22 protein-coding genes and 3 tRNA genes are annotated in these 25935 nt (G+C 56.9%); 9 read left to right on the top strand and 16 right to left on the bottom strand.

The genetic code is table 11. From position 1 onward, the window contains the following. Positions 1-87 precede the first annotated feature (87 nt). Positions 88-960, top strand: a complete 873-nt coding sequence (locus ACN1C3_RS18860) for a LysR family transcriptional regulator (RefSeq protein ID WP_419117281.1) — start codon at positions 88-90, stop codon at positions 958-960. 130 nt (positions 961-1090) lie between these two features. Here ACN1C3_RS18860 and ACN1C3_RS18855 read toward each other — a convergent pair whose 3' ends face one another. Next, positions 1091-1957, bottom strand: a complete 867-nt coding sequence (locus ACN1C3_RS18855) for a LysR substrate-binding domain-containing protein (RefSeq protein WP_419117280.1) — start codon at positions 1955-1957, stop codon at positions 1091-1093. 115 nt (positions 1958-2072) lie between these two features. On the opposite strand from ACN1C3_RS18855, the gene ACN1C3_RS18850 reads away from it, so the two are divergent. The 3 genes from ACN1C3_RS18850 (at position 2073) to ACN1C3_RS18840 (ending at position 4887) form a co-directional block, all read left to right on the top strand. Then, positions 2073-3182 carry a 2-aminoethylphosphonate--pyruvate transaminase gene (locus tag ACN1C3_RS18850; protein WP_419117279.1) on the top strand — a complete coding sequence of 370 codons (1110 nt, stop codon included), beginning with the start codon at positions 2073-2075 and terminating at the stop codon, positions 3180-3182. Between the two features lie 128 nt (positions 3183-3310). Beyond that, positions 3311-4138 carry a phosphonoacetaldehyde hydrolase gene (phnX, locus tag ACN1C3_RS18845; protein WP_419117278.1) on the top strand — a complete coding sequence of 276 codons (828 nt, stop codon included), beginning with the start codon at positions 3311-3313 and terminating at the stop codon, positions 4136-4138. A 200-nt stretch (positions 4139-4338) separates the two neighbouring features. Beyond that, positions 4339-4887, top strand: a complete 549-nt coding sequence (locus ACN1C3_RS18840; RefSeq protein ID WP_419117277.1) for a cytochrome b — start codon at positions 4339-4341, stop codon at positions 4885-4887. Here ACN1C3_RS18840 and ACN1C3_RS18835 read toward each other — a convergent pair. Then, positions 4884-5816: a 1-aminocyclopropane-1-carboxylate deaminase/D-cysteine desulfhydrase gene (locus ACN1C3_RS18835; RefSeq protein WP_419117276.1), complete on the bottom strand. Its 933-nt coding sequence runs from the start codon at positions 5814-5816 to the stop codon at positions 4884-4886. The genes ACN1C3_RS18840 and ACN1C3_RS18835 overlap by 4 nt on opposite strands. Before the next feature lie 116 nt (positions 5817-5932). Next, a complete protein-coding gene (locus ACN1C3_RS18830; protein ID WP_419117275.1) occupies positions 5933-7972 on the bottom strand; it encodes an FAD-dependent oxidoreductase in 2040 nt (679 codons plus the stop codon). Between the two features lie 209 nt (positions 7973-8181). Between ACN1C3_RS18830 and ACN1C3_RS18825 the strand changes: the two genes are divergently transcribed. Next, positions 8182-9312, top strand: a complete 1131-nt coding sequence (locus ACN1C3_RS18825) for a nitrilase-related carbon-nitrogen hydrolase (protein ID WP_419117274.1) — start codon at positions 8182-8184, stop codon at positions 9310-9312. Between the two features lie 3 nt (positions 9313-9315). Beyond that, positions 9316-10356, top strand: a complete 1041-nt coding sequence (locus tag ACN1C3_RS18820) for an AraC family transcriptional regulator (RefSeq protein WP_419117273.1) — start codon at positions 9316-9318, stop codon at positions 10354-10356. Between the two features lie 396 nt (positions 10357-10752). Here ACN1C3_RS18820 and ACN1C3_RS18815 read toward each other — a convergent pair whose 3' ends face one another. The 10 genes from ACN1C3_RS18815 to ACN1C3_RS18770 form a co-directional block, all read right to left on the bottom strand. Beyond that, complete coding sequence (locus ACN1C3_RS18815) at positions 10753-11601, bottom strand: DUF2242 domain-containing protein (protein ID WP_419117272.1); 849 nt, start codon at positions 11599-11601, stop codon at positions 10753-10755. Between the two features lie 314 nt (positions 11602-11915). Then, the gene (locus tag ACN1C3_RS18810; protein WP_419117271.1) at positions 11916-13787 is read right to left on the bottom strand and encodes a SurA N-terminal domain-containing protein; all 1872 of its coding nucleotides are present in this window, start codon (positions 13785-13787) and stop codon (positions 11916-11918) included. A gap of 229 nt (positions 13788-14016) precedes the next feature. Continuing rightward, entirely contained in the window at positions 14017-14289 is a 273-nt protein-coding gene (locus ACN1C3_RS18805) for an HU family DNA-binding protein (protein ID WP_002552737.1), read from the bottom strand. Between the two features lie 148 nt (positions 14290-14437). Next, complete coding sequence (gene lon / locus ACN1C3_RS18800; RefSeq protein ID WP_419117270.1) at positions 14438-16834, bottom strand: endopeptidase La; 2397 nt, start codon at positions 16832-16834, stop codon at positions 14438-14440. Between the two features lie 182 nt (positions 16835-17016). Further along, positions 17017-18300, bottom strand: coding sequence for an ATP-dependent Clp protease ATP-binding subunit ClpX (gene clpX, locus ACN1C3_RS18795; RefSeq protein WP_282376468.1), 1284 nt, complete (start codon positions 18298-18300; stop codon positions 17017-17019). Positions 18301-18406: 106 nt separating this feature from the next. Next, complete coding sequence (gene clpP / locus ACN1C3_RS18790; RefSeq protein WP_419117269.1) at positions 18407-19048, bottom strand: ATP-dependent Clp endopeptidase proteolytic subunit ClpP; 642 nt, start codon at positions 19046-19048, stop codon at positions 18407-18409. Positions 19049-19140: 92 nt separating this feature from the next. Further along, on the bottom strand, positions 19141-20451 hold the full coding sequence (gene tig, locus ACN1C3_RS18785; RefSeq protein ID WP_419117268.1) for a trigger factor: 1311 nt from the start codon (positions 20449-20451) through the stop codon (positions 19141-19143). A gap of 424 nt (positions 20452-20875) precedes the next feature. Further along, positions 20876-20960, bottom strand: a tRNA-Leu gene (locus tag ACN1C3_RS18780). A gap of 56 nt (positions 20961-21016) precedes the next feature. Next, a tRNA-His gene (locus tag ACN1C3_RS18775) sits at positions 21017-21092 on the bottom strand. 40 nt (positions 21093-21132) lie between these two features. Next, positions 21133-21209 (bottom strand) — tRNA-Arg (locus tag ACN1C3_RS18770). Between the two features lie 280 nt (positions 21210-21489). On the opposite strand from ACN1C3_RS18770, the gene folD reads away from it, so the two are divergent. Then, on the top strand, positions 21490-22344 hold the full coding sequence (gene folD / locus ACN1C3_RS18765; RefSeq protein ID WP_419117267.1) for a bifunctional methylenetetrahydrofolate dehydrogenase/methenyltetrahydrofolate cyclohydrolase FolD: 855 nt from the start codon (positions 21490-21492) through the stop codon (positions 22342-22344). A 240-nt stretch (positions 22345-22584) separates the two neighbouring features. Then, positions 22585-23523, top strand: a complete 939-nt coding sequence (pbpG, locus tag ACN1C3_RS18760) for a D-alanyl-D-alanine endopeptidase (RefSeq protein ID WP_419117266.1) — start codon at positions 22585-22587, stop codon at positions 23521-23523. Positions 23524-23614: 91 nt separating this feature from the next. Here pbpG and ACN1C3_RS18755 read toward each other — a convergent pair whose 3' ends face one another. Then, positions 23615-24346 carry a PA2778 family cysteine peptidase gene (locus ACN1C3_RS18755; RefSeq protein ID WP_419117265.1) on the bottom strand — a complete coding sequence of 244 codons (732 nt, stop codon included), beginning with the start codon at positions 24344-24346 and terminating at the stop codon, positions 23615-23617. 167 nt (positions 24347-24513) lie between these two features. Here ACN1C3_RS18755 and ACN1C3_RS18750 point away from each other — a divergent pair, with 167 nt between their 5' ends. Further along, positions 24514-24684, top strand: a complete 171-nt coding sequence (locus tag ACN1C3_RS18750) for a hypothetical protein (protein WP_419117264.1) — start codon at positions 24514-24516, stop codon at positions 24682-24684. A gap of 85 nt (positions 24685-24769) precedes the next feature. On the opposite strand, the gene ACN1C3_RS18745 is transcribed toward ACN1C3_RS18750, so the two are convergent. Together ACN1C3_RS18745 and ACN1C3_RS18740 are read right to left on the bottom strand one after the other, a co-directional pair. Then, positions 24770-25519 carry a TerC family protein gene (locus ACN1C3_RS18745; protein WP_419117263.1) on the bottom strand — a complete coding sequence of 250 codons (750 nt, stop codon included), beginning with the start codon at positions 25517-25519 and terminating at the stop codon, positions 24770-24772. Positions 25520-25548: 29 nt separating this feature from the next. Continuing rightward, positions 25549-25800, bottom strand: a complete 252-nt coding sequence (locus tag ACN1C3_RS18740; protein ID WP_419117262.1) for a hypothetical protein — start codon at positions 25798-25800, stop codon at positions 25549-25551. Positions 25801-25935: the final 135 nt, after the last annotated feature.

Raw genomic sequence — 25935 nt, 5'->3', positions numbered from 1 at the left:
TTGGGGCGATAAAAACAATTACTGATTAATAAGTGAAATCGATTTATCGTATTTCAAATATAAGCTCAGCTTGTTACTGGTGATCCGATGTCTGTTTCTCACGCCCAGCTCAAAGCCTTCCATGCGGTTGCCGTGCATGGCAGCTTTACGCGCGCCGCCGAACGGTTGTTTCTAACGCAGCCGGCGATTTCCGACCAAGTGCGCAAGTTGGAGGAGCGTTTCGGCGTGCTGCTGTTCCATCGCAACAAACGCTCGGTGCGCTTGACCGACCTTGGCGAACGCTTGCTGAGCATCACCCAGCGTCTGTTCGTCATCGAAGCCGAAGCCCAGGAGCTGCTGCACGACTCTCAAGCCTTGCAGACCGGCAGCCTGATCCTCGCGGTGGATGCGCCGGTGCACGTGCTGCCGCAGATTGCCCGCTTCTGCGAGCGCTACCCCGGTATCAGCGTGAAGATCGAGACCGGCAATACCGATGAATCGCTGTTTCGCCTGTTCAACTACCAGGCCGATCTGGCCCTGCTCGGCCGCGATGTCAGTGATGAACGCCTGCTGTCGCTGCCACTGCGCAATGACCCAATGGTGGCGTTCGTTTCGCGCAATCATCCGTGGGCCAATCGCGAGTCGATCTGCCTGGCGGATCTGGATGACACGCCGCTGGTATTGCGTGAACTCGGCTCGGTGACGCGGCAGACGCTGGAGGAGGAAATGAATCAGGCAGGCTTTCGCATTCGCCCGGCGATTCAGGTCGAGGGCCGTGAAGCGGCGCGCGAAGCGGTGGTGGTGGGAATTGGCGTGGGTGTGGTGTCGGCCGCAGAATTCGGCTCGGATTCACGGGTCTGTGCGTTGCCGATTACCGATTGCAAACGGCGATTGACCGAGACGCTGGTGTGCCTGCGTGAGCAGAGCTCACGGCGGGTAGTGGCGACCTTTCTGGAGATGGTTCGAGAGAGTCTGGTGTAGGCCATACTGGCCTCATCGCGAGCAAGCCCGCTCCCACAGTGGATCGTCGTCGAATACAAATACTGTGTGCACTGAAGATCAAATGTGGGAGCGAGCCTGCTCGCGATTGGGCCGCCTCGGTCTTCCAGACTCACCCGAGACTAGGCGCCAACCCCAAAAACGCCTGAATCAAGCGCAAATCCCGGCGCCGCTCCATGCAGCCAATCATGTGTCGATTGAGCAGTCCCTCGCCAATGATCGGCACCGCAGCAACCCGCGGATCGTGGCTGACCTCCACCGACGACACGATGCCCACACCCAATTCGGCGGCCACGGCCTCGGTCACCGCTTCGCGACTGTCCAGTTCCAGCAGCACCCGCGGATTGACGTTGGCCAGGCCACAGGCGTCGTCAAAGGTGCGGCGGGTAATCGAACTCGGTTCTCGCAACACCATGATCACCTGATCCAACTGTTCGATGCCGATCCCCGCCGGTGTCGCCCCCCACGGATGATTGGCAGGCACCAACGCGCAGATCCTCGACTCGCTCAAGCGTTGTAAATGCAGCCCTTTGCGCGGTTCCACTTCCGTCAGCACCGCCACATCCGCATGCTCGGACAGCAACGCCGCGAGGGTTTCCTGTGCATTACCCAGGCGTAAATTCACGGTGATCCCTGGGTACGTCGCCCTCAGGCTGGCAAGCATCGGCATCACCATGTGCGGACCATCCGCCGCCACCTCCAGACGCCCGGTGAGCAATTGCCGGTTGGCCTCAAGCATCGCCTGGGCTTCTTCGGCCAGGCCGAACATGGCCCGGGTGATCGCCGCCAGCTTGATCCCCTCCTCCGTCAGCTCCACCCGTCGCGCGGTGCGCCGTAACAAGGTGATTTGATAGTGCTCCTCCAACGCCTTGATATGCCCGGTGACAGCTGGCTGGCTGATGAACAAACGCGCGGCGGCCCGGGTGAAGCTGCCTTCACGGGCCACGGCATCAAACGCTCTGAGTTGAAACAGGTTCATATCTATCGGCCTCACTGATGGCTGGCATAACAACAAACAATTTGATTGATGGCAAGCCAAACCGCAATTTATGTCCCGTACCTTCATCCCTAAGCGTTTTTGCGAGGACACCAGCATGAGTACTGCCGAGCCCATCCTGCTCACCCCCGGCCCGTTGACCACGTCGCGCCGCACCCGTCAGGCCATGATGGTCGACTGGGGTTCGTGGGATGACCGCTTCAATCAACTGACCGCCAGCCTGTGCGAACAACTGCTGGCGATCATCAACGGTGCCGACAGCCACCACTGCGTGCCCTTGCAGGGCAGCGGTACGTTCTCGGTGGAAGCCGCCATCGGCACTCTGGTGCCGCGCGACGGTAAAGTGCTGGTGCTGATCAACGGCGCCTATGGCAAACGCCTGGCGAAAATCTGCGAAGTGCTCGGCCGTTCGTTCAGCACCTTCGAAACCGCCGAAGACGAACCGACCACCGCTGCCGACGTCGACCGCCTGCTGCAGGCCGATGCCAGCATTACCCATGTCGCACTGATTCACTGCGAAACCAGCACCGGCATCCTTAATCCACTGCCGGAAATCGCCCATGTAATTGCCCGGCACGGCAAACGGCTGATCATCGACGCCATGAGTTCCTTCGGCGCACTGCCGATCGATGCGCAGCACATACCGTTCGATGCGCTGATCGCCGCGTCCGGGAAATGTCTGGAAGGCGTGCCGGGGATGGGCTTTGTCTTTGCGCGCAAAGAAGCACTGGCGGCATCGGCAGGCAATTCCCACTCACTGGCGATGGACCTGTTTGATCAGCACAGCTATATGGTCAAGACCGGCCAATGGCGCTTCACCCCGCCAACCCACGTAGTCGCGGCGCTGCACGAAGCCCTGCTGCAATACAACGAAGAAGGCGGTCTGCCGGCGCGGCATCAGCGTTACGCCAATAACTGCAACGTCTTGCTCGATGACATGGCCAAACTGGGCTTGCGCAGCTTCCTGCCGGCAGCGATCCAGGCGCCGATCATCATCACCTTCCATGCACCGAAAGATCCCCGCTACCAGTTCAAGGAGTTCTACGAACGGGTCAAGGCCAAGGGTTTCATCCTGTATCCCGGCAAGCTGACCCAGGTCGAAACCTTCCGTGTCGGCTGCATCGGCCACGTCAATGAAGCCGAGATGCACGCGGCGGTGGCAGCCGTAGCTGAAGTGCTGCAGGAAATGGAAGTGCTGGAAATCTGATTGTTATCACCTGACGGACACCGTCCTCTGTGGGAGCCGGGCTTGCCCGCGAAACAGGCGACGCGTTCCTTCAGGCAAACCTAGTCATCGTTCTTCGCGGGCAAGCCCGCTCCCACGAGATCTACAACATGAACTACAGCAACCCAACCAAGCTTCAAGCCGCCATCCTTGACTGGGCCGGCACTGTCGTCGACTTCGGCTCCTTCGCGCCTACCCAGATCTTCGTCGAAGCCTTCGCCGAGTTCGACGTTCAGGTCTCCATCGAAGAGGCTCGTGGCCCGATGGGCATGGGCAAGTGGGACCACATCCGCACCCTGTGCGACCAACCGCAAGTCGCCGAGCGTTATCGCAAGGTGTTCGGTCGCGCACCGACCGACGACGACGTCACCGCCATCTATAAGCGCTTCATGCCGCTGCAGATCGAGAAAATCGCCGAGCACTCGGCGCTGATCCCCGGCGCCCTGGACACCATCGCCAACCTGCGTCAGCAAGGCATCAAGATCGGCTCCTGCTCCGGTTATCCGAAGCAGGTCATGGACAAAGTCGTCGAACTGGCAGCCACCAACGGCTACATCGCCGACCATGTGGTCGCCACCGATGAAGTCCCGAACGGTCGCCCATGGCCAGCCCAGGCGTTGGCTAACGTGATCGCGCTGGGCATCGACGACGTCGGCGCCTGCGTCAAGATCGACGACACTGTCCCAGGTATTCTTGAAGGCCGCCGCGCCGGCATGTGGACCGTGGCGCTGATCTGCTCGGGTAATGCATTGGGTCTGACCTATGAGGGCTACCGCGCGTTGGGCAGTGAAGAATTGGCCAGCGAACGCAAGCGCATTCACGCGATGTTCGAAGGTTCCCGCCCGCACTACATGATCGACACCATCAGCGATTTGCCGGAGGTGATCGCCGATATCAACAAGCGCCTGGCCAACGGTGAAATGCCACAAACCAACTGATCCCCGTCACGCGACAAAAAAAAGCGGCAGCCCTTGATCGGGGTTGCCGCTTTTTTTTGTGTCAGATGACCACTCCAAAGCATTCCAGACCGGACAAAAGCCTGATCTGTCTCAGGCAATTCCACTGAAACAGGATTACAGTTAAAGGACTCCGTCAAACAAGAACGGAGACTTCAGACCGGATCAGTGAGGAAAACCGAATGCCCTGGAAAAATACCGACGCGCGTTACAGCACGGTGTCGATTGCGTTGCATTGGTTGATGCTGGTGTTGTTGGCGGTGGTGTACGCCTGTATCGAATTTCGCGGCATATTCCCCAAGGGCAGTGGTGGCCGGACCTTGATTACCGAAGCGCACTTCATGCTCGGCCTGACGGTGTTCCTGCTGGTCTGGCTGCGCCTGTTCGCACGAAGTCTCGGTGTCGCGCCAAAAATCCTGCCAACACCACCCGGCTGGCAGATGCTGGCGTCCACACTGATGCATTGGGCGCTGTACGTATTCATGATCGCCATGCCCATTCTTGGCTGGCTGATTACCAGTGCCAAGGGCCAGCAGGTCATGTTTTACGGGGTGGACTTACCGTTGCTGATTAACGAAAACAAACAATTGGCCAAGCAGTTCCAAGGCTGGCACCAACTGGGCGGTACCATCGGTTATTGGCTGATCGGCCTGCACGCCGTGGCCGGCTTGTATCACCACTACGTGGTGCGCGATAACACGCTGCTGCGGATGATGCCAAAACGCGGCTAATCCTTACCCATTACCGCGAATCCCCGTCGGCCCTGCAACCCGCCGGTGTGCACAAAGATCAATCGTGTGTCTGGGGCGAAACGCCCCGCATCGACCTGTTGTTTGAGCGCCAATAGCGCTTTGCCGGTGTACAGCGGTTCAAGCGCAATGCCGCTGTGCTTCTCGGTCATTTCCATGAACGCCAGCAACGCCGGATCGACCTTGGCGAAACCACCGCGACTGGCGTCGAACAGCTCATACGCGGGATCGCACAATCCCGCCTCCCGGACAATCACCTCGACCTGCTGAGCGACCCCGTGATCATCGGGTACCGCCAATGCGCCATAGACCGGATGCGCGCCAGCCTCTGCCAGCACCAGGCCGGCCAGCGTGGTACCGGTCCCGGCGGCCAGCCACCACCCGTTATAGTCATTCCAGCCCACTGCACTCAGTTGGTCGCGCGCCATCTTCAGCAATCCAGCGCAGCCGCGCGCGCCGCGTAAACCGCCACCGCCTTCGGGCATCGGTTGCAACTGCGGGTATTGCGCCTGCCACGGCAGCCAGAAACCCGGCTCATGCCGCGCTCGATAGCCGCCATAACCCAACCAATGCAACTGCATGCCGAAGGCCTGCAAATCCAGTACGGTCGGGGTTTCTTGTGGGTGACCGCGCAACAGGCCGACGGTAGGAAAACCGAAACGTTTGCCCGCCGCTGCCAGCGCGTGCAAATGATTGGAGTGAGCACCGCCCAGGCTGATGATGCCCTTGGCCCCGACCTGATCGGCCGCTGCCAAATGCTCAATCAGCTTGAACCACTTATTGCCGGAAATCAGTGGGTCGATGAGGTCCAGGCGCAGCACGGCAACCTGGATATGGGCTTGAGTGAGCCAGTCCAGATGAAGGTGTTCAAGGGGGGCATGGGGCTGCCAGTCGGAGGGAAGAGAAAGCATTGGCGCCGAACTCTAGGCGGAAAGAGCCGGCATTTTAGCAGCAGAGCGGTAGCGCTTGTGGCGAGGGGCTTGCCCCCTCGCCACAAGGCTTTGTGTTCGTCGCAATGTTGCGTTGATTACAACTGTGCAGCCAACCGCGAACCTTGGTTGATCGCCCGCTTGGCATCCAGCTCCGCCGCAACGTCCGCGCCACCAATCAAATGCACGTTCTGCCCGGCAGCGAGCAGGCCTTCCTGCAATTCGCGCAGCGGGTCTTGCCCGGCGCAGATCACGATGTTGTCCACCGCCAATACCTGCGGCTCGCCAGCCTCACCCATGCGGATATGCAAACCGGCATCGTCGATCTTCAGGTATTCGACGCTGTTGAGCATCTGCACCTGCTTGTTCTTCAGGCCCGTGCGATGAATCCAGCCCGTGGTTTTGCCCAGGCCATCACCGACCTTGGACTTCTTGCGTTGCAACAGGAACACCTGACGCGCCGGTGCATGGGGCTCAGCCTTGATACCAGCGACACCGCCTCGCGCCTCAAGGTGAGTATCGATGCCCCACTCCTTCCAGAACGCCTCGCGGTCCTGGCTAGTGGACACGCCTTGATGAACGAGAAACTCCGACACGTCGAACCCGATACCGCCCGCACCGATCACCGCCACGCTTTGGCCGACCGGTTTGCGCTCAAGGATCACATCCAGGTAGCTCAGGACCTTGGCATTTTCGACGCCAGGAATCGCCGGTACGCGCGGTGCGATACCCGTGGCCAGAATGATTTCGTCGAAGCCACCGGCTACCAACTGCCCAACGTCGACCCGAGTGTTCAGGCACAGCTCGACATGAGTGGTTTGCAGTTTGCGTTTGAAGTAGCGCAGGGTTTCGAAAAACTCTTCTTTGCCCGGCACGCGCTTGGCGACGTTGAATTGGCCACCAATCTCGCCGGCAGAATCGAACAACGTCACTTGATGGCCACGCTCGGCCGCGACGGTAGCGGCCGACAAACCCGCAGGCCCGGCACCGACCACTGCAATTTTCTTGATCTGCTGCACCGGCAGGTAATTGAGTTCGGTTTCATGGCAGGCCCGTGGGTTCACCAGGCAACTGGTCAACTTGCCGCCGAAGGTGTGATCCAGACAGGCCTGGTTGCAACCGATGCAAGTGTTGATCTCATCGCCACGTCCGGCAGCGGCCTTGTTGACGAAGTCCGGGTCGGCGAGGAACGGCCGCGCCATCGAAACCATGTCAGCGTCGCCTTCAGCGAGGATCTGCTCGGCGACTTCCGGGGTGTTGATGCGGTTGGTGGTGATCAGCGGGATCTTCACCGAACCACGCAACTTGGCGGTGACCTTGCTGAATGCAGCGCGCGGGACTTTGGTGGCGATGGTCGGAATCCGCGCTTCGTGCCAGCCGATCCCGGTGTTGATAATGGTCGCGCCGGCCTGCTCGATAGCCTTGGCCAACTGGACGATTTCTTCCCAGGTGCTGCCGCCTTCCACCAGATCGAGCATCGACAGGCGATAAATGATGATGAAGTTTGGCCCTACGGCCTCGCGCACGCGGCGGACGATTTCCACCGGCAGACGCATGCGGTTCTCGTAGCTGCCACCCCAACGGTCGGTGCGATGGTTGGTGTGCGCCGCCAGGAACTGGTTAATGAAGTAACCTTCAGAGCCCATGATTTCGACGCCGTCGTACTCGGCTTTTTGCGCGAGGGTCGAACAGGTGACGAAGTCGTTGATTTGCTTCTCGATGCCTTCCTCATCCAGTTCTTTAGGCTTGAACGGGTTGATCGGCGCCTGGATGGCGCTTGGCGCTACCTGTTTCGGGCTGTAGGCATAACGCCCGGCGTGGAGGATCTGCATGCAGATCTTGCCGCCCGCTTCGTGTACCGCACGGGTCACGATCTGGTGCTTCAACGCCTCTTCTTCAGTGGTCAGCTTGGCCGCACCCGAGTACACCCCACCTTCGTCGTTCGGACCAATGCCGCCGGTGACCATCAGGCCAACCCCGCCACGGGCGCGCTCGGCGAAGTAAGCCGCCATGCGCTCAAAACCACCGGGCTTTTCTTCAAGGCCGGTGTGCATCGAACCCATCAGGGTACGGTTGCGCAGCGTGGTAAAACCCAGATCCAACGGGGCTAATAGGTGCGGGTAATGAGCGGCGGCCATCGGTAACTCCACAACGAGCAATCACGAAAAAGTGCAGGAGCTCTTTGGCTCCCATCCGTTATGTTCGACAGACTAAGAGCACTCCCCTCGCCGCTCAATGACCGTAACTGACAACTTATTGATCCAAATGCGCAGCGGCGCTTGGCAATCCTGCGCATGGGCCCTACCCTAGTCAGCGAACCCTGCTCGCGGCCGCTTACTGTTTCCCCATGCGCAAACTTCTCTGCCTGACCTTTTCCATGGCCCTGATTGCCAGCATCGCGGGCTATGCGATGTGGACCGTCGACCGCCCCGTCGGCCATTACTTATCGGACCTGCGAATCACGCTCGCCGTGAATCAAGGCATTCGCGCCGATCGTGGCAACCTTCTGGGCATCCAGCCCGAACTGTTCCCCACCGATTACCAAAGCCCCCAGCAGTTGCATCGCAAGCTCGCGGCCTATTTGCAGCAAGCCCGGGATCAAGGCTTGCTGAATGACAAGACCATCGTTGTGCTGCCAGAGCATGTCGGCACCTGGCTGATGGTCAGTGGCGAAAAGGATGAGTTGTACCAGGCCACCAGCCTTGAAGAAGCCATGAACTGGCTGGCTGTCAGCAACCCACTGAAGTTTGTCCGAGCCTTGATCAGCGCCAAAGGTGAGAGTCGTCTGGACGATGCGCACCTGCGCATGAAAGCCAAAACCATGGCCCGGGATTACCAGGCGCTTTTCGGCGGCCTGGCCAAGGAATTTGGCGTGACGCTGGTGGCCGGCTCCATTGTGCTGCCTGAGCCCACCGTCAGCGACGGTCATCTGGAAATCGGTCGTGGTGCGCTATACAACAGCACCCTGGTGTTCGGCAGCGATGGTTTGCCGATTGGCCAACCCCAGCGCCAGCTGTCGCCAACCGTCCATGAGCGTGGTTTTATCCAGCCCAGTCTCGATCAGGCAATCAACGTCATCGATACGCCGGCCGGGCGCCTTGGGGTGTTGATCGGTATCGACAGCTGGTACCCCGACAACTACCGCAAACTCAACGCTCAGGGGGCGCAGTTGATCGCGGTTCCGGCCTTCGTCGTCGGCCACGGCTCGTGGGACAAACCCTGGCACGGATACAAAAACCTGTCGACGCCCAGCGAAATCAGCCTCAAACCCGGAGACCTCAGTGAAGGCGACGCCTGGCATCGCCTGACGTTGATTGGCCAGCTTCCCGGCAGCCAGGCCGTGACTGGCATGAGCGTGTTTTTGCGCGGCCAGTTCTGGGACCAAGGCAGCGCCGGCCAGAGCTTTATCAGCAGCAATGGCCAAACCATCGCCGATGGCAATGCCCGCGGCGCCCGCCTGCTGAATATCTGGTTGTAACCAATGAAGCCGCTGCCGATGCGTCTCGGGGATCTGTCGGTAGGTTTTGTCCATAGCCTTGCCGATGCGGTGCGCAGCCACGGCCTTGATCCACAGGATTTGCTCGACCAATACGGTCTCGACCCGGCGCGTCTGGCCGAGGCAGGTGCCAGGCTGTCGATTCCGCGCTACATGCGCCTGGGCCATGCTGCCATTCAACTGACCGGCGACCCGGCACTGGGTTTGCGCATGGGCCAGCTCAGTCGCCTCAGTCAGGTCGGCCTGGCCGGTGTCACGGCCGCCCAGGCACCGACCGTGCGCGAAGCTGCGCGCTGCCTGATCCGCTTCGAGGCTTTGTATGGCTCGAACTATCGCGGCCAATCGAGTTTCCACGAAGACACCCAAGGCGCCTGGCTACGGTTCTATTCCATCAGCCCCTATAACGCCTACAACCGGTTTGTGGTGGATTCGATCATTGCGGGATGGCTACAGCAATTATCCAGCTTGAGCCCGGAACCGCTGTACGCCGAGCACATCGACATTGAGTTCGCCGAACCGGATTACCGCGAGCGCTATGGGGTGCTGGGTGATTGCCCGATCCATTTTGGTGCCGAGCACAATCAGCTACGTCTGAGCCAGGCCAGTCTGGCACTGCGCAACCCCGAGCATTGCCCCAGTACCTGGCGCCTTCTGCTCAAGCTGTGCGAAAGGGAATTGGAACAATTGACCCGAACCCGCAGCCTGCGTGAACGCATCACTCAGTTGCTGGGGCCATTGCTCAATGGTGGCCGGGAACCCGACCTGGAAGAAGTGGCGGCACGCCTGAAGCTGCCAACCTGGACCTTGCGTCGTAAGCTCGCCGAAGAAGGTACGCAATTTCGCGCCATTCTCAACGACACCCGCCGTGATCTGGCCATGACCTACATTCGCGACACCGAACTGGCGTTCGGGGAGATCGCTTACTTGCTGGGCTTTGCCTCAGCTGAAGCTTTTCAACGCGCCTTCAAACGCTGGAACGGCCAGACCCCCGGCGAGTTTCGCCGCAGCCATCGCCACTCCGCCTGAAGCACGCTACCGCATCACAGCTCGGTAGCGTCTTCAGCAGGCTCCAGCGGATCCAGTTCAAACGCCTGATATTCGAGAAGCTCTTCTTGATAATCGTCCATTGCAAAATCCTTATGGTTGCGGTGAAAAACCGATTGCTTAAATGACCTTCGTTCTCAGCATAAAGTGCCTTCATGACGGAAAAAATAATCCGTTCAGACACTTAAAAATAAAACGTAGCAGATCCTGGCGAATTTACCGCCATCGGCAATGCAACAATTGTATTGGCATGATTGTGCTGATGCGCTGAAGGCGCCAGGAGATGACGGGCAGACTGCCCGAAGTCATTTATCGCAATGATCAGCCGCTACAGGATTGATATCGGCAAGGCCAATCCTGTGGCGGTCTGAGCCAGTTCTACGAGTTCGCAGCTGGCAGTGCAGGAATAGGCTCTGTCGGCGGCGGCAGCGAATCTGAATTCGCTGGTGGTGTTACGGTTTCAGACGATGAAGTCGGCTCCGCGGTTTCATGAGGGGCAATTGGCGCGCTTTCAGCTGGAACCGTCACCGGCTCTGAGGCGGCTGGAGCAACGTGAGCGGGCTCTGCAGCCGGTGCGGCGGCAGGTTCGGGCGCAGCAGCTGGCGTCGGTGTCGGCGCTACCGCGGCAGGCTCAACCTTGGGTTCAGGCACCCCCAGATCGGTCTTCGGCTTCTCGGTGATATGCGCGGCTTTCTTGGCCTCAGGCGGCAGGAACAGTTCAACCAGAGTAAAGAAACGCTCATAAAACTTGGCCGAAGACACCGTTTCGCTGGCGACCTTGACCATCGAGTCGTCGGACGAGCCAATTGGCATCGATACCGAACCCAGCACACCGACCCCAAGGCTGGCGGAGTTATTGGTCTTCTTCAGCGCATAGCGATCCTGCAAGGCATTGGCGAACATCGTCGCGTGGTGACTGGCACTGCCATCGTCAGCACAAACAACGCTGAAGCTGATCTCCATATGGGTATCACCGGTCTGCTGAAAACTTTTGTGCCCGCTGATCACCTTCGGGTCAGAGCTGGTGATGATATAACCCTGACTGAGCAAGGCTCGCCGCGCGGCTTCGCAGGTCGCGGCATCGCTAACCGGGTAGTCGCGCGAGAAGGTCCCGGAATCAGAGAAATTTTCATGCTCATAAATGGCGGGTTTATTCGACGAGCAACCTGTCGCGCCGGCCATCACAAGCGCCAGTACAGCGGCACGCAAGTGGAATGATTTAAACATTGAAAATCCTGAGCAAAACGGTTCGGGACGTATTGTGCAACAGATCGACGCTCAAGGGCGTACCGTTTAGTGTCTTAAAAGCCTTACAACCTTACTGAGTGTTATTTTCAGGAAAAAGTTGCGTACATAAATGATCGATGAAACCCAGCCTGGTGGCCGCGTACCCACCTGAGGGCGGGATGCTGCCTGGACAGTGAATTCTTTTTCATGAGATCAGGCGTGTCTTTCCCGGCAATCCGTGAAGAACCCTCAAAAAAAACCCCAGCCTTTCGGCCGGGGTCTTTTTTTGCAGCTTTACTGGCTGGGACTCAACATCAGAAACGCTTGATGTCGGCCTGGCTTTCCAGTTGCTTGCGATAGGCCGCAAAGTCCTGCTGACCCACCCGCGAAGCAAGGAAGCGACGATACTGAGCTTTCTCTTCCTCGGAAGGGGCAGCCGCTTCGTTTACGCCGTCCAGACGCACGATCACCAGGCTACCATCGGCCAGGGTCACGCTGCTGAAGGTCGGTTTGTCCTTGGCTTCAGGTTTAGGCATACGGAACAGCGCTTGCAGCACGGCAGGGTCGACCCCTTCCTGGCCACGGGTCGCTGCTGCAACCACTTTCCAGTTCTGACCGTCTACCGCTTTGTTCAGCGGCGTCTTGCCATCACGCAGACTGGCGATCAACGCCTCAGCCTTGGTCTTGGCGTCAGCACTTGCATGCTCCTTGGCCAATTGCACACGGATGCTGCTGGCAACGCTTTCCAGCGGCAGCTGTTCTGGCTTGCGATGCTCTTTAGCGCGCAAGACCACTACCGTTTCCGGGTCCAGCTCGATGGCGGTGCTGTTGGCACCCTCATCCAGCACTTCAGGACTGAACGCTGCCGTCACGACAGCTCGGTTGGCAGCCACACCTTCACCGCCTTCACGACCAAACGGCGCGGAGGTGTGAACAGTCAGTTTCAGCTCTTGAGCCGGCTGAACCAGATCGGAAGCTTCAAACGACGAGTCTTCCAATTGCTTGGTTGCCTCGACAAAACGCTGCTCAACCTGTTGGGTTTTCAGCTCTTTGGTCAGCTTGTCTTTCAGGCTGGCGAAGCTTGGTACTTGAGGTGCCTCGACGCCCAGCAGCTTGATCAAATGCCAGCCGAAGTCAGTGCGAACCGGTGCCGAAACCTGATCCTTGTTCAAGGCGTACAAGGCCTTTTCAAAGGCTGGGTCATAGACACCTGGACCGGCGTAACCAAGGTCACCACCGTTAGCCGCAGAACCTGGATCCTGCGAGAACTCCTTGGCCAACGCTTCGAAGCTTTCACCTTTGGCCAGACGTTGTTGAACTTCGTCGATTTTGGCCTTGGCTTGCGCCTCGTTCACCTTGTCATTCACTTCGATCAGAATGTGCGCCGCCCGACGTTGCTCGGAGAGGTTCGCGGTTTCCTTCTGATACTGAGCCTGCAGGTCTTCGTCCTTGACACTGACTTGATCAAAGAAAGAAGCTTTCTTCAACTCGAGGTAATCGATCACCACCTGATCAGGAGTCATGAACTCCTTGGCGTGTTCGTCGTAGTAGGCCTTGACCTCATCATCGGTCAACTTGACCGCCGCCGGATCAACCTTGACGTTCAGAGAGGCGAAATCGCGGGTCTGTTTTTCCAGACGGGCAAAAGCCAGAACCTGTGCATCGGTCACAAAACCGCTACCTGCCAGACCGGCACGCAGCTGACCAATCAGCATTTCCTGCGCCAGCATCTGACGGAATTGCAGACGGCCGTAACCCAATTGACGGATCACCTGATCGAAACGCTCAGGGCTGAACTTGCCGTCGACCGAAAATTCAGGCGTTTGCAGGATCACTTGATCCAACGCCGCTTCGGAGAAAGCGAATTTCGAGTTTTCTGCGCCTTGCAGCAACAGTTTGCGATCGATCAGCCCTTTCAGAGCGGCTTCACGCAGCATTTTTTCGTCGAGCAAGGAAGCGTCGAAATCCTTGCCCAGCTGTTGCATGAGCTGACGGCGTTGCATATCGACCGCCTGGCTCAGCTCGTTCTGGCTGATTTCTTCGCCGTTCACCTTGGCCGCATCGTTGCGGTGGGTGGTGGCCTTGAAGATGGCGTCGAAACCGGTCAAAGCCATCAGTGCAACGACGACTCCAATAATGGTCTTGGCAATCCAGCCTTGTGAATTGTCCCTGATATTCTGCAGCATGCGTCCCCCAGAAACGGTTGTACTTCAAATTAAGCAACCGTGGAGCGTGGGTAGAATCCGGATAGAAGAAAGGCGCATCCGAGGATGCGCCTTCTCGTAACTGGCGGAGCGGACGGGGCTCGAACCCGCGACCCCCGGCGTAACAGCGGTATTCTAACCGACTGAACTACCGCTCCGCTGCCAAGTCAGGAATGACCCCGACCCGGATGGGTAAAGACTTGAAGGACGCTTAGTTAACAGCTTCTTTCAGTGCTTTACCGGCTTTGAAACCTGGTTTTTTAGCTGCTGCGATTTCCAGTGTCTTACCGGTCTGCGGGTTACGACCAATGCGAGCTGGACGATCAGTAACGGAGAAGGTGCCGAAACCAACCAGTACAACAGAGTCGCCAGCCTTGAGAGCGCCAGTGACGGATTCGATTACAGCGTCCAGCGCACGGCCAGCAGCAGCTTTCGGGATATCAGCGGATGCAGCGATAGCATCAATCAGTTCCGACTTGTTCACTCTAAGTCCCCTTATATCTATTTGAGTATGATTCTAAGTTTTTTGGTGAAAGCAAAAACGAGTGCTGAATGGCCTACAGACACTTAAGAGCCGCTTTATAACAAGGGCTCTAAAAAGCTGTCAAGGAAGCCACCCAGGCAAATGCGTGCTAATGCGTGCTAATTCTTTCCTTAGAGTCAGACTCGCGTTTTTCATCCTTTGCAACTATCTCGGGAGCCACATCCGGCAAGGGCTCCGGCGCGTATTGCAGCGCAATTTGCAGGACCTCGTCAATCCATTTAACTGGTTTAATCTGAAGATCTTGCTTGATATTGTCAGGAATTTCCTTCAAGTCGCGGACATTCTCTTCAGGAATGATCACGGTTTTGATCCCGCCACGATGCGCCGCCAGCAGTTTTTCTTTCAAACCGCCAATCGCCAGAACCTGGCCGCGCAAGGTGATTTCGCCGGTCATGGCGACATCTGCACGCACCGGAATCCCGGTCAGTGCCGACACCAGGGCCGTACACATACCTACACCAGCACTAGGACCGTCTTTAGGTGTTGCCCCTTCCGGCATGTGAATGTGGGTATCGCGCTTCTCGTGGAAATCCAGAGGGATCCCGAGGCTCTTCGCACGACTGCGAACAACCGTCAGCGCCGCGGTGATGGATTCAACCATCACGTCACCCAAGGAGCCGGTCTTGATCAACTGACCCTTGCCAGGAACCACAGCCGCTTCAATGGTCAGCAACTCACCGCCCACCTGAGTCCAGGCCAGGCCTGTCACTTGCCCAATCTGATCCTGCTGTTCAGCCAGGCCATAGCGGAATTTGCGCACACCCAGGAAGTGCTCCAACAGCTCGGCAGTCACTTTCACCGAGAAGCGTTTTTCCAGGGAGTGCTCTTTGACCGCCTTGCGGCAAACCTTGGCAATCTGGCGCTCAAGCCCACGCACACCGGCTTCGCGGGTGTAGTAGCGAATGATGTCGCGGATCGCTTCAGCGTCGAATTCCAGCTCGCCTTTTTTCAAGCCGTTGGCCTGAATCTGCTTGGGCGAAAGGTATTTAACGGCGATGTTGATCTTCTCGTCTTCGGTGTAACCCGGTAGACGAATCACTTCCATCCGGTCGAGCAGCGCCGCAGGGATGTTCATCGAGTTGGCGGTGCAGAGGAACATCACATCGGAAAGGTCGTAATCGACTTCCAGATAGTGATCGTTGAAATTGTGATTCTGCTCGGGATCGAGCACTTCGAGCAAAGCCGACGCAGGGTCACCGCGCATGTCGCTACCCATCTTGTCGATTTCATCGAGCAGGAACAGCGGGTTGCGCACGCCAACCTTTGTCATCTTTTGAATCAATCTTCCTGGCATCGAACCGATATAAGTCCGCCGATGACCACGAATTTCCGCCTCGTCACGCACGCCGCCGAGCGCCATGCGAACAAATTTGCGGTTGGTTGCATGCGCAATCGATTCGGCCAGCGAGGTTTTACCCACACCAGGAGGACCGACCAGGCACAGCACTGGCCCACGAATTTTCTTCACGCGCTTTTGCACGGCGAGGTATTCGAGGATCCGTTCTTTGACTTCTTCCAGACCATAATGGTCGGCATCGAGAATATCTTCAGCCCGTGCCAGGTCCAGACGCACCTTGCTCTGGGCCTTCCACGGCACCTGAACCAGCCAGTCGATATAAGAACGCACCACGGTCGCTTCCGCAGACATTGGCGACATTTGTTTAAGTTTGTTCAGCTCGGCTTGAGCTTTAGTCAGCGCGTCTTTTGGCAAGCCAGCGGCATCGATGCGCTTTTTCAGCTCTTCGATTTCGTTGTGGCCTTCGTCGCTATCACCCAGCTCTTTCTGAATGGCCTTCATTTGCTCATTCAGGTAGTACTCGCGCTGGCTGCGCTCCATTTGCTTTTTGACGCGACCACGAATACGTTTTTCGACTTGCAGCAGGTCGATCTCGGCATCCAGCAACGCCAGAACATGCTCGACCCGGGCCGACAAATCGATGATTTCGAGAATTTCCTGCTTCTGTTCGATCTTCAGCGCCATGTGCGCCGCCATGGTGTCGACCAGGCGACTTGGCTCGTCGATGCTGTTGAGCGACGACAATACCTCGGCAGGAACCTTCTTGCCCAATTGCACATATTGCTCGAACTGAGCCAGCAAGCTGCGGACAAATACTTCCGATTCGCGCTCAGGAGCGTCAACTTCGTCAATCAGCGAGACTTCGGCGCGGCAGTGGCCGTCCACTTCGCTGAAACGCTCGATCGCACCACGCTGCTCACCCTCGACCAGCACTTTGACAGTGCCGTCAGGCAGCTTGAGCAGCTGCAGAACCGTTGCGATAGTACCTACGCGATAAAGTGCGTCTTCGCCGGGATCGTCGTCAGCAGGGTTTCTCTGAGCCACCAGGAGAATCTGCTTGTCGCCCGTCATCGCGGCCTCGAGGGCTTCGATAGACTTCTCGCGCCCCACGAACAGCGGGATAACCATGTGCGGATAAACCACAACATCACGCAATGGCAGGAGAGGCAATTCGATGGTTGTCTTCATGATTTCGCCTCTACGGCGGCCATAAGGCCGTAATTAGATGGAAGTAAGCTTGAAACCAAGATGGGGGCTGTCTTCGAAAAAAACAAGCTTAAAAGATCGTCCGAACGCGGCCCGAACCGTCGGCAGCTCCTGAAACAGCAAAGGGGCCCGAAGGCCCCTTCTTTAAACCAGCAGCGCGACGCTTATGCGTCTGGCGCTGCCTTGGCAGCCGGCTCACTGTTTTCGTAGATATACAGTGGCTTGGACTTGCCTTCTATAACGCTTTCATCGATCACTACTTTACTCACCTCGGACTGCGAGGGGATTTCGTACATAGTGTCGAGCAATACACCTTCGAGGATCGAACGCAATCCACGAGCACCGGTCTTGCGCTCAAGCGCACGCTTGGCCACCGACTTGAGAGCGTCGGCACGGAATTCCAGATCGACGCCTTCCATCTCGAACAGCTTGGCGTATTGCTTGGTCAGAGCATTTTTCGGCTCGGTGAGAATCTGCATCAACGCAGCTTCGTCAAGCTCATCCAGCGTTGCAAGAACCGGCAAACGACCGACGAACTCAGGGATCAGACCAAACTTGACCAGATCGTCAGGTTCGACTTCACGCAGGGATTCACCAACCTTCTTGCCCTCTTCCTTGCTGCGCACTTCAGCGTTGAAGCCGATGCCACCACGGGTAGAACGGCTTTGAATCACCTTTTCCAGCCCGGAGAACGCACCACCGCAAATGAACAGGATGTTACGCGTATCGACCTGAAGGAACTCTTGCTGCGGATGCTTGCGACCACCTTGCGGCGGAACGGAAGCGACAGTGCCTTCGATCAATTTAAGCAGTGCCTGCTGCACGCCTTCGCCGGAAACGTCCCGGGTAATCGAAGGGTTATCAGATTTACGCGAGATCTTGTCGATCTCATCGATATAGACAATGCCCATTTGAGCTTTCTCTACGTCGTAATCGCACTTCTGCAGCAGTTTCTGAATGATGTTCTCAACATCTTCACCGACATAACCCGCCTCGGTGAGTGTGGTGGCGTCAGCGATGGTGAAAGGCACATTCAGCAAGCGAGCCAGTGTTTCAGCAAGCAGGGTTTTACCCGAGCCTGTAGGGCCGATCAGCAAGATGTTGCTTTTGCCGAGTTCGACATCGTCATTCTTTTTGTCGCGCTGGTTCAGGCGTTTGTAGTGGTTGTACACCGCTACGGCCAAAACCTTTTTCGCACGTTCCTGACCAATCACGTACTGATCAAGGATGCCGCTGATTTCTTTAGGCGAAGGCAATTTATGCGCGCTGCTTTCGGCCTGAGCTTCCTGCACCTCCTCACGGATGATGTCATTGCACAGGTCGACGCACTCGTCGCAGATAAAGACCGAGGGGCCGGCAATCAATTTGCGTACTTCATGCTGGCTTTTGCCACAGAAGGAGCAATAGAGCAATTTGCCGTTGTCCTCGCCGTTGCGGGTGTCAGTCATTCGATCGATCCAAATCCGATAGGCTTGCAACACAAGATGAAGGCAATTGCGGGCTTTTTCAAGCCCGCAGGTGGCCAGTTAAACCAACCACCTACATTTGAGCTGCTTAGGCAGGCATTTGACGCTTCGTAATCACAGTGTCGATCAGGCCATATTCGGCTGCACGCTCTGCGCTCATGAAGTTATCACGCTCGGTATCACGCTCGACGGTTTCGAGGCTTTGCCCGGTGTGATGGGCCAGCAACGAGTTCAAGCGATGACGAATAGCGAGGATTTCCTTGGCATGGATGTCGATATCCGACGCTTGCCCCTGGAACCCGCCCAACGGCTGGTGAATCATCATGCGCGAGTTAGGCAAGCAGTGACGCTTGCCCGCAGCGCCACCGGCGAGCAGGAAAGCACCCATGCTGCAGGCCTGGCCGATGCAGATGGTCGAAACGTCAGGTTTGATGAATTGCATGGTGTCGTAGATCGACATGCCTGCAGTCACCGAACCGCCTGGTGAGTTGATGTAAAGATGGATGTCCTTGTCCGGGTTTTCCGCTTCAAGGAACAGCAACTGCGCCGCGACCAGGTTGGCCATGTAGTCTTCCACCGGGCCAATCAGGAAGATCACTCGCTCCTTGAGGAGACGCGAGTAGATGTCGTAGGCACGTTCGCCACGAGCGGATTGCTCGATAACCATCGGGACCAGGCCGCCTGCGGCCTGGATGTCAGAGCTCTGCTGATAATAAGAATTGCGGGACATGTCCGGCAGTCACTCCCAAATAGTTATGTCTTGAATACGCATAAGCCAGCGCGAAGGCTGGCTTATGTGTGTATTTTTCCAACAAAGAAAAATCAGTCGGCTTGTGGAGCTTCTACCGGCTTGACCGCTTCTTCGTAAGAGACCGATTTGTCGGTCACGCTAGCTTTCTGCAGAACAGTATCCACAACTTGTTCTTCCAGCACAACAGAACGAACTTCGTTCAGTTGCTGGTCGTTCTTGTAGTACCAAGACACAACCTGCTCAGGCTCCTGGTAAGCGGAAGCCATTTCCTGGATCATCTCGCGAACGCGGGCTTCGTCAGGCTTGAGGTCGAACTGCTTGACCACTTCAGCAACGATCAGACCCAGCACAACGCGGCGCTTGGCTTGCTCTTCGAACAGCTCCGCCGGCAGTTGATCAGGCTTGATGTTGCCACCGAACTGCTGAACAGCTTGAACGCGCAGGCGGTTGACTTCGTTTTCGAGCAGGGACTTCGGCACTTCGATCGGATTGGTGGCCAGCAGACCGTCCATTACCTGATTCTTGACCTTGGATTTGATCGCCTGACGCAGCTCACGCTCCATGTTCTTACGAACTTCGGCGCGGAAACCTTCAATACCTGTTTCCTTGATGCCGAACTGAGCGAAGAATTCTTCGGTCAATTCTGGCAATTTCGGCTCGGAGACAGTGTTCACGGTAACGGTGAACTCTGCTGCCTTGTTAGCCAGGTCCAGGTTCTGATAGTCCTCAGGGAAGGTCAGGTTCAGAACACGCTCTTCGCCAGCTTTAGCGCCAACCAGACCCTCTTCAAAGCCCGGGATCATGCGGCCGGAACCCAGAACCAGCTGAGTACCTTTGGCAGAACCACCAGCGAACACTTCACCGTCGACCTTGCCAACGAAATCGATGTTCAGCTGATCTTCGTTCTGGGCAGCGCGATCGGCTTGCTCAAAACGGGTGTTCTGCTTGCGCAGCACTTCCAGCATTTTGTCGAGATCGGCGTCCGCCACGTCAGCACTCAGACGCTCAACAGCGATGGACTCGAAGCCGGCAACGGTGAACTCAGGGAACACTTCGAAAGTAGCGACGTATTCCAGGTCCTTGCCCTTTTCCAGGACTTTAGGCTCTACGGAAGGAGCGCCAGCCGGGTTCAGCTTCTGCTCAACAACAGCTTCGTAGAAGGAAGCCTGGATCACATCGCCCACAGCTTCTTGACGTGCATCAGCCTCGTAACGCTGACGAATCACGCTCATTGGCACCTTGCCAGGACGGAAGCCTGCAATCTTGGCCTTTTGGGCAGTCTGCTGCAGACGCTTGTTGACTTGGGTCTCGATACGCTCAGCTGGCACGGTGATGCTCATGCGGCGCTCAAGAGCAGAAGTATTTTCAACAGAAACTTGCATGGATATTCCTCGTTGCACAGACGTTAGCCGGCCGTTTCCGACCCCAGAATCAAGGGCATGCATTCTAGTGGGTCAAACTCAAGAAGTCACCCTACTGAAAACGGGTAAAAAAGCAGCAGGCAATTTATAGGCGGGGACAAACGGTTATGCCTCACCCAGAGAGCAAATACAGCAAATCGAGCCAGAGCCTCTACACCAACCCTTCTATATATAGAAGGAGCCAGCAGCCGCGCCCCTGACAGCCAGACCGGCGAGCGGACTGACAGAAAAACACAGCACCATCCAGCAACAAAATAGCGATGAATCGCCACTCTTCCAGCCCAATGCCTGCGGCCGCACTGAAAACGCATGCTTCTGAAACGAAAACGGCGCAGCCCTTTTCAGGTGCTGCGCCGATATCTGCTATTAAAAATAGCTACTTAATTGGTGCGGACGAAGAGACTCGAACTCTTACACCTTGCGGCGCTGGAACCTAAATCCAGTGTGTCTACCAATTCCACCACGTCCGCGTATCAAGCTTTTAAAGCAAAGGCGCCAGATTATTAATCTGGCGCCTTTCTAAATATGGGGTGGACGAAGGGGATCGAACCCTCGACAACGGGAGTCACAATCCCGTGCTCTACCAACTGAGCTACGCCCACCATATTGCCATGTTGCGTTACTTGTGCCAAAGCTGCCTAATGGCGCACCCGGCAGGACTCGAACCTGCGACCATCCGCTTAGAAGGCGGATGCTCTATCCAGCTGAGCTACGGGCGCCTTATTAATCTGTATTCTTGGACGATTACAAACTAAGTGCTTTCAGTCTCACCGAGTTAAACATCAACCCCGCTCAACCTTCTTAACCAGTGCTAGGCTGTGCCCGACAAGTGCGACGAATGTTATAGGTGACCGGTTAGGTCGTCAACTCTTTTTTGAAAAAAATTCATTTAATTAAAGGGGTTAGGGGAATTTGCAGACCAAGCGCCTTTGCCCTCACGTCGCGACATGCGAGAATGCGTTCTCTTTTCTTCCCCCTCTCGATGGTTAATCACGCGTCATGACTGCACAACTAATCGACGGCAAAGCGATCGCCGCTAGCCTGCGCCAGCAGATCGCCAAACGTGTCGCCGAGCGTCGCCAGCAAGGCCTGCGTACTCCCGGCCTCGCGGTGATCCTGGTCGGCAGCGACCCCGCCTCTCAAGTTTATGTCTCGCACAAGCGTAAAGACTGCGAAGAGGTCGGCTTCCTTTCGCAAGCCTATGACTTGCCCTCCGACACCACCCAAGAAGCACTGACAGATCTGATCGATCGCCTGAACGATGACCCGAACATCGACGGCGTCCTGCTTCAGCTACCGCTTCCTGAACAGCTGGATGCTTCCAAGCTACTGGAACGCATTCGCCCGGACAAAGACGTGGATGGTTTCCATCCTTATAACGTCGGCCGTCTGGCGCAACGCATCCCCTTACTTCGTCCCTGCACTCCAAAGGGCATCATCACCTTGCTGGAAAGCACCGGTGCCGACCTTTATGGAATGGATGCAGTCGTAGTTGGCGCATCTAACATCGTCGGTCGTCCGATGGCGATGGAATTGCTGCTGGCCGGGTGCACCGTCACCGTCACCCACCGCTTCACCAAGGATCTGGCCGGCCACGTCGGCCGCGCCGATCTGGTGGTTGTGGCCGCTGGCAAGCCGGGCCTGGTCAAAGGTGAGTGGATCAAGGAAGGTGCGATCGTCATCGACGTTGGCATCAACCGCCAGGAAGACGGCAAGCTGGTGGGCGATGTGGTTTATGAAACCGCCCTACCCCGCGCCGGCTGGATCACCCCGGTTCCAGGCGGTGTTGGCCCGATGACTCGTGCTTGCCTGTTGGAAAACACGCTGTACGCGGCAGAAACGCTGCACAGCTGAGTTCAGGCTTTACTCAAAGACTTGAACAAAGAACCCTGCCATTTGGTGGGGTTCTTTGTTTAGCGCCGCATAACACCGTTCAACTGATACAAAACTGGTACAGCATTAAAAATATTTCATTTAAAGCCCCGGCACCGCAGGCGTGTAGCGCTTTCCTAGCACATACTCATAAAATGTAACGTTTTACCGAGAGAAGCCCGTTGCACAACGGCATATCCATCTTTTAACGAGTCCATCCGCGTGAATATCCGTATCTCTATCTTCAGCCTATTTTTTGCACTTACAGGCACTTTTATCGCGCAGAGCGTTAACGCTGGTGAGACCATCGCACCGCCCCGAAGCACTTCCCAGCTACAAATCGCTTCCGGCAGCGCACTGCTGATCGATTTGCAGACCAATAAAGTCATCTACTCGAGCAATCCGGACGTCATCGTGCCGATCGCCTCCGTCACCAAACTGATGACTGGCTTGATCGTTCTGGAAGCCAAGCAATCGATGGACGAATACATTTCCGTATCGATCAGCGATACCCCGGAAATGAAAGGCGTGTTCTCCCGCGTCAAACTCAACAGCGAACTGAGCCGCAAGGAAATGCTGCAGATCGCGTTGATGTCCTCGGAAAACCGTGCAGCCGCCAGTCTGGCCCACCACTATCCGGGCGGTTACGTCGCGTTTATCGCCGCAATGAACGCCAAAGCGAAAGCTCTGGGCATGACCAGCACCCACTACGTCGAGCCCACCGGTCTGTCCATCCACAACGTTTCCACCGCCCGCGATTTGAGCAAACTTCTGCAGGCCGCCCGCAAGTACCCGATGTTGAGCGAACTGAGCACCACCAAGGAAAAGACCGTGACTTTCCGTAAGCCCAACTACAGCCTGGGCTTTCACAACACCGATCATTTGATCAACAAGGCCAACTGGGACATCAAGTTGACCAAGACCGGCTTCACCAACCAAGCGGGCCATTGCCTGGTCCTGGTGACCAGCATGGGTAATCGCCCGGTCGCCCTGGTGATCCTTGATGCTTTCGGCAAATACACGCATTTCGCCGACGCCAGCCGTATCCGCAACTGGGTTGAAACCGGAAAAAGCGGCTCAGCACCCAGTGTCGCTTTGCACTACAAGGCCGAAAAGAACCTCAAGAACCGTCAAAGTGGTGTGGTGCAAACGTCGGAGTAACGCTAAAGAAACGCAATAAAAAAGCCCTGAACGCTATGTCAGGGCCTTCACCATCAACGGCGCTCAAGAGCGCCGTTTTTTTTGGGTTGAATCAGTGCGCACTCAATGCTTTGGTCGCTCTCACCGCAGCCTGCTCCTGGCCGGCCTGAGCCAGCTCATTGGCGGCTTTCAGCCAGCGCTGCTGATCAACCTTGGCGGGTACTTGCGTCGGGCCCTGGATCAATACGGCCCAGCTGCCAGCGTTTTCCCAAGAAGATTCAAACGATGAGAAGCTCATCAGCAAACGGCGGTTCATTCCCGCACGGAGCAAGACGGTCTGCTTGTGACGGTTGTAGCCCGCGAGCACGGCGTACCTCGGCCCAGACCAGAACGCCGAGCCTTCAGTAAAGCGCACAAGCACCGGATAACCGGCTGCAACCTGGGTCAACAACGCGGGAAGATTACTATCAAGCGGATAGACCACCATGCCGTACTCACGGGCCAGGGTCTGCATGTTCTGCTGCAACCGGTCTTCGGCGCCCGGTAAATGCAGCGGCTTGTCCAGCAACCCTGGAGTGATCACGACACCTTGTTGGGACAGCATGCTGGCCAACGCTCCGGGCCCACTCTGATAGATCTCGCCGCGGAAAAATGGCACACCGTTGAGTTCGACACGTTCCGGCAGGCGCTGGATCTCTGGCTGCACGCTGCCGGCGCAACCGGCCAGGCTCAGAACACAAGCACCGGCCAGCAGTGCAAATCGAAATCGAGGAAGTACCCGCAACATCATCACTCTCTTGTTAAGACGCCAGGCAAACACGCTCCCGGCTTGGCCCACGATCATAGGACTGTCTTGAGCGACGGTATAGCCTTAAACGGCAGTTTGTTGTGCCCGATAGAGCGAACTGGGTGGAGGCTCTCGACCTTTGGTCAATAGCTTGAAACACATCAGCGACTAGACTGTCCATTGCACAGAGTGTGTGCCCGCAGCAGGGCCAAGAGGAGGCACTTATGAGCCTGACAACGACAATCATCATGCTGGTCTGTGGCTGGCTGGCCGTTGCCGCCGCGATGCTTTGGGGCGTACTGCGCATTACTCGCAGACACCATCACCCAAGCATCCAGCCAGCAAAACCTGTGAAGACCGAGAAACCGAGCGGCCGCACCGTTACCGCGCACTGACTGGAATTTTTCAGTCCCCCATAGAAGAAAACGGCCGCCTGCGCCTTTCGAGCACAGACGGCCGCTTGCTGTTTGCGCTATCTATTTAGGCTTCAGCAGCAACCCGCTTCTGCCGAGCGCGGCGCGACAGCATGTTCAAGCCTTCGATCGTCGCCGAGAACGCCATGGCTGCGTAGACGTAGCCTTTGGGTACATGGACGCCGAAGCCTTCGGCGATCAAGGTCATACCGATCATGATCAAGAAGCCCAAGGCCAGCATCACTATAGTCGGGTTGTCGTTGATGAACTTCGCCAGAGGCTCGGCCGCCAGCAACATCACCAGTACCGAGACCACCACCGCGATGATCATGATCGGCAAGTGCTCGGTCATGCCAACGGCAGTAATGATGCTATCGATCGAGAACACCATGTCCAGCAGCAGGATCTGACCGATCGCCGCGGCAAAGCCAATCGATACACCCGAGGTCGCGGACGCCGTCTCCTGCGAATCCGGGTCCATGCTGTGATGGATCTCGGTGGTCGCTTTCCAGAGCAGGAACAGACCACCGGCAATCAGGATCATGTCTTTCCAGGAGAACACCTGGCCAAATACCTCGATGACAGGTTCGGTCAACTGCACGATGAAGGCAATGGTGCTGAGCAGGCCCAGGCGTAAAACCAACGCCATGCTGATGCCGATGCGCCGTGCTTTGGCCCGGTGCTGCGCAGGCAGTTTGTTGGTCAGGATCGAGATGAAAATCAGGTTATCGATGCCGAGCACGATTTCCATGACGATCAGGGTGGCCAAGGCGACCCAGGCGGTGGGGCTGGCGGCGAGTTGTAAAAGGTAATCCATAGGTCAGTCCTGACTCTGTGTACGACGGGTTAGATGGCCTGCGACGATTTTTCGCTTTGCTTGTTGTCGTCAGTGGGTTGTTTCTTGTTGCCGATAATGTCCTGTGTCGCGTCGTTCAATGCCTGCTCCGCTGCCTTGTGGGTATCGTCAATGGCTTGCTTGGCGGTTTCGGCCGCTTTGCCCATCAATTGCTGGGCGCTTTTCTCGACCTGATCGCAGCCGCTGAGTGCAAACACTGAGAGCGCCAGCAGCGAAGCGGCGCCTATGGAGTTGAGTTTCATCTTGCATTCCTCGCTAGAACATACGGACCTAACGTGATGGCCCGTCGATAGCGCTGCATTCTAGGGAAGCAAACACTTCAGGAAAATTCGTATTTTTAGCAGCTACACTTCGGTTTTTACGAACTGTAGGTACTT

The organism is Pseudomonas sp. H11T01, assembly GCF_048515765.1.
Taxonomy (GTDB): Bacteria; Pseudomonadota; Gammaproteobacteria; order Pseudomonadales; family Pseudomonadaceae; genus Aquipseudomonas.
This window is presented reverse-complemented; position numbering and strand designations above follow the sequence as displayed.